Genomic DNA, 4,132 nt, shown 5'->3' with positions numbered 1-4,132 from the left:
ATCCCTGCGGCACATTAATGGAATTAAGCTGAAACTCAGAACCACCCTGAGATTGGTAAGTACCTCGAATTTGATACCTATTCAGCTTTGCAAACAACTGCTGCGCAATCACCTTTGTTGAATCGTACAAGGGTTGGTATACATATTTATCGATAAGCGCTGCCTCAGTAACCGGATTAAATCGCTTGGCAAGATCGGAACCGAAAGGTTCTACCAAAGGAAAAGTAATGCGTCCATTCAATGGATCGATGGTTATGCCCTCCAAAAAGTCGAAATAGCCATCCGGCTTTCGATCATTCTGCTGATTCAAATTATCCAAATTGGTCATTTGAATCCATAACTTCCCATTTGTATTTTGCCCCTCCGTAATTTGAGGTTTTTCTATACCCGTTTCCTCATCAAGCCTAAAAATATTCAATTTAAAGTCGTTGCGACTAACCTGGTAGGCTCCAATCGTATAGATATTTTTCATCATCAAATCCCAGCTTGGTAAGCTGGTTTTGAGAGTTTCATTCTTTAATAACTTCACATAAAGAACCTCTGGAGTAGAGTTATTAACGGGAAGATCCGTAGAAAACTCCCCTACTTGATACTCCTGCCCATTGATGGTGTATCGAAAGGATACCGCAAGCACCTCATCCGCATTTAGAGCTGTATTAAGGGAAATATAACCTAGCCGCGAATTTAAAATAAATTCTCTATCTGTTAAACTACGAGCAAAAGTCAGCTTAGCAAAATTATCAGTCCCGCCCCGCCCAGATTGAAAAAAGGAAATTGCATCGTTGGAGTTCGTTTGCCTCAATCCAGCAGGCAGCACCTGCAATAAATTATTCGATTGCTGTGCAAAACCCGGAGCAACGAAGCCAGCAGGTAAATTTGAATAGCCTGCACCTCCCCGAACTTGTGTGCTGTTGTAAACCCTATTTTCACCAAGGTCAAGAAATGCCAAAACATCCCTCGAATTAGATGTGGTATTCGCTCGGTTTGTAACCCAAACCTCAATTTTAGTAATGTTAATGCCAGAGCTATTTATAGGTATATTCTGGAGTGATTTATTATAATTATCTCTGAAATACTGTGCTAAGAAAAAGTGTTTATTGGTCTCATAATTATCCGATGAAATAGCGAATTCATTCTGCTGAGAGCCATTTGTAATTGTTATTTCACGCTGCTGCGACTTCTGTTGAGAGAAAACACTAGTTACCTTTAAACGACCAAACTGAAGCTGAGTTTTGAGTCCGAATAAAGCCTGACTACCCGTAATTAACGAAGAGCTGAGTGGCAGGCTCACATTTCCTGCCTCAATTTTTTGGATAATTTCATCTTCTTTACCTGTAAAATCGAGTTTCACCTGATTCTCAAAATCGAATTGGGCCTCCGTATTATAGTTAGTGGAAATTTTCATCTTCTCACCAATCTGGCCTACCACATTCATTTGAATACGCTGGTTAAAATCGAAATTGCCTTGGCGGCGCTGTCGTTCATTAAACATTGGGTTCTCATTACGACTTAAGCGACCTGAGAAGGTAAGATCTGCGGAGCCTTGGGGACGAATATCAATGGTATTTCCTCCGAAAATACGTTCAAACGAGCGGCTATTGATTTTTACTGGGGGAATAAAACCAGGCTCTCGAGCCTCCGAAAGTGGCAAATCAGCTAACTCACGCCAGTAATTACGTTTAATAAGTTGATTTTCATACTTCTGATATTCTTCAATACTAAGATATTGAGGCTCCCGGTAAAGTCGATCACCAATTTTTTCACGAATAATATAACGCTTAGAAATAGGATCAAATTCTACACTTCTTTTGATATTAGAAGGCTTGGGAAGGATAATACCAGACTGCTTTTTAAGCTCTACGTCTTTTAAGTCTTTAAAAGGATAGACCAGCTTGGAGGTATCTTGTTTTGCAGGAACAGTTTGAGCAAAAGAATGCCCTGCAAAAAGCATAATCAAGATACTTGAAAAAATCTTGAAATAAAACCTAGCTGCGCTCTTCAATTTTTGAACAATCTGTAAATAATTATAAACTCTTTAGAGCTGTTTTTATTAAAACTTCTACCGATAAATCTTCCGTCCCAAACTTAATAGCTGAGTCTAAAGATTTTTCGGCAACACTCTTTGAGAAACCTAACATCACTAATGCCGACAGAGCCTCTTCCTTTGCAGTATTGTGGCTAGGCATGCTAATCAATGAATCAGGCCCTTCTTTCTTTAATTTATCCTGCAACTCCAAGATCATTCGCTGCGCCGATTTAGGACCGATGCCCTTAATTCTCTGAATTAAAGGCACATCCCCTTTCACTATTGCAGTTTGTATCTCAGCAGGTGTTATGGAAGACAAAATCATTCTCCCAGTATTAGGACCAATTCCGGAAACCGAAATAAGATGCAAAAATAAACGACGCTCCCCCTCATCATGAAATCCATACATAGTATGACCATCCTCTTTAACATGAAGCCAGGTGTATAATTTACAGGCCTCAGAATCCTCCAAAGCGCCATAGGTATTCAATGATATATTAATTTGATAGCCAACACCACCCGCATCAATAACTACATAGGTAGGGCATTTAAATACTAATTTACCATTTATATACGCATACATCTTTTTAAGTTTTTATGGAAAAAATCACTAAAAATACTCTTATTTTACCTTTAGGACTCTTTTTATAACATCCTTCATCCGCTTTACCACTGGTGAATTGAGCTCTTCTTTAGTTTGAGCATCAACTACCGCAATGGTAACCATATTTACAATTTCTCGCACCGAACTACCTAATTGGAGGATATGAACGGGTTTATTTAATCCCAGTAAAATCGGCCCAACAGCTTCTGCACCACCCAACTCTTGTAATAATTTATAGGCAATATTCCCGGATTCCAAATTAGGGAAAACCAACACATTTGCTGGCGAACCCACCAAAGTGCTGAAAGGGTAATTATCCTTTAATAAATCTGGATTCATGGCAAAATTAGCCTGCATTTCACCATCTACGATAATATCTTTACGCTTCTCATGAAGAATTTTTACAGCTTGCCGGACTTTCTGTGGCACTATTCCATCGTTTGAGCCAAAATTTGAATACGAAAGCATGGCAACTCTAGGTTGAATATTAAATCTCTTCACAGAATGATCAAGCAAAGTTGTAATGTCAACTAATTCATCAACTGTCGGATTTTCATTTACTGTGGTATCTCCGAAAAATACGGGGCCTCTTTTGGTAAGCATCATGTACATTCCAGCCACTCTGTTCACCCCTTCTTCAATACCTATTAATTGAAGCGCAGGTTTTATCGTTGAACCATAATCTTTTGTTAATCCGGAAATCAAGGCATCTGCCTCTCCAAACTGAACCATAGCGGCTCCAAAATAGTTACGATCCCTCATCAATCTCTTCGCTTCAAACAGCGTTATTCCGCGTCTTTGGCGCTTTTCATAAAGAAATTCAGCATACTTTATGCAGGTATTAACATCATCTAAAGGATTAATTATGCTTACCCCATCAAGCTCAAGATCATGCTCCAACATGATTTTGGAAATCTTTTCTTTATCACCAAGCAGAATCGGAATAGCAATACCCTCATCACGAACAATTTGAGCTGCCTTTAATATTTTATAATTGTCGGCCTCCGCAAAAACAACACGCTTTGGCGCTGATTTGGCTTTATTTGTTATTGTACGTAATAACTTATCGTCTAGTCCGAGTCTGGTTTTCAGCTCCTCTTTATAAGCCTCCCAATCAGTTATTTCCTTGCGAGCCACCCCAGAATCCATGGCCGCTTTGGCTACAGCAGGAGATACCGAAGTAATCAGTCGCAAATCGATAGGCTTCGGAATAATATAATCCTTACCGAATTTTAGATTTTTAGAGTTATAGGCAAGGTTTACTGCCTCTGGTACATTCTTTTTAGCAAGCTCAGCAATCGCAATTACTGCCGCCTTTTTCATTTCTTCATTGATTCCGGTCGCGCGAACATCCAATGCACCTCTGAAAATATAGGGAAAGCCAAGAACGTTATTCACTTGATTTGGATAATCAGAGCGTCCAGTGGCCATAATAATATCTTTCCTTGTTTTTATAGCAAGCTCATAAGCAATTTCCGGATTCGGATTTGCCATAGCAAAAA

3 protein-coding genes are annotated in these 4,132 nt (G+C 39.3%); all 3 read right to left on the bottom strand.

The genetic code is table 11. The features are described 5' to 3' along the window. Positions 1-2,002 (bottom strand): cell surface protein SprA (gene sprA / locus ACILQF_RS11200; protein WP_395627494.1); only part of this gene is annotated, 2,002 nt, incomplete at its 3' end. 22 nt (positions 2,003-2,024) lie between these two features. Then, positions 2,025-2,609 (bottom strand): Holliday junction branch migration protein RuvA, encoded by a 585-nt coding sequence (ruvA, locus tag ACILQF_RS11195; RefSeq protein WP_395627493.1) that lies wholly within the window; start codon positions 2,607-2,609, stop codon positions 2,025-2,027. Between the two features lie 39 nt (positions 2,610-2,648). Continuing rightward, positions 2,649-4,132, bottom strand: a 1,484-nt coding sequence (locus ACILQF_RS11190) for a phosphate acyltransferase (RefSeq protein ID WP_395627492.1), incomplete at its 5' end; no start/stop codon positions are given.

The organism is Daejeonella sp., from assembly GCF_044232565.1.
GTDB lineage: Bacteria > Bacteroidota > Bacteroidia > Sphingobacteriales > Sphingobacteriaceae > Daejeonella.
This window is presented reverse-complemented; position numbering and strand designations above follow the sequence as displayed.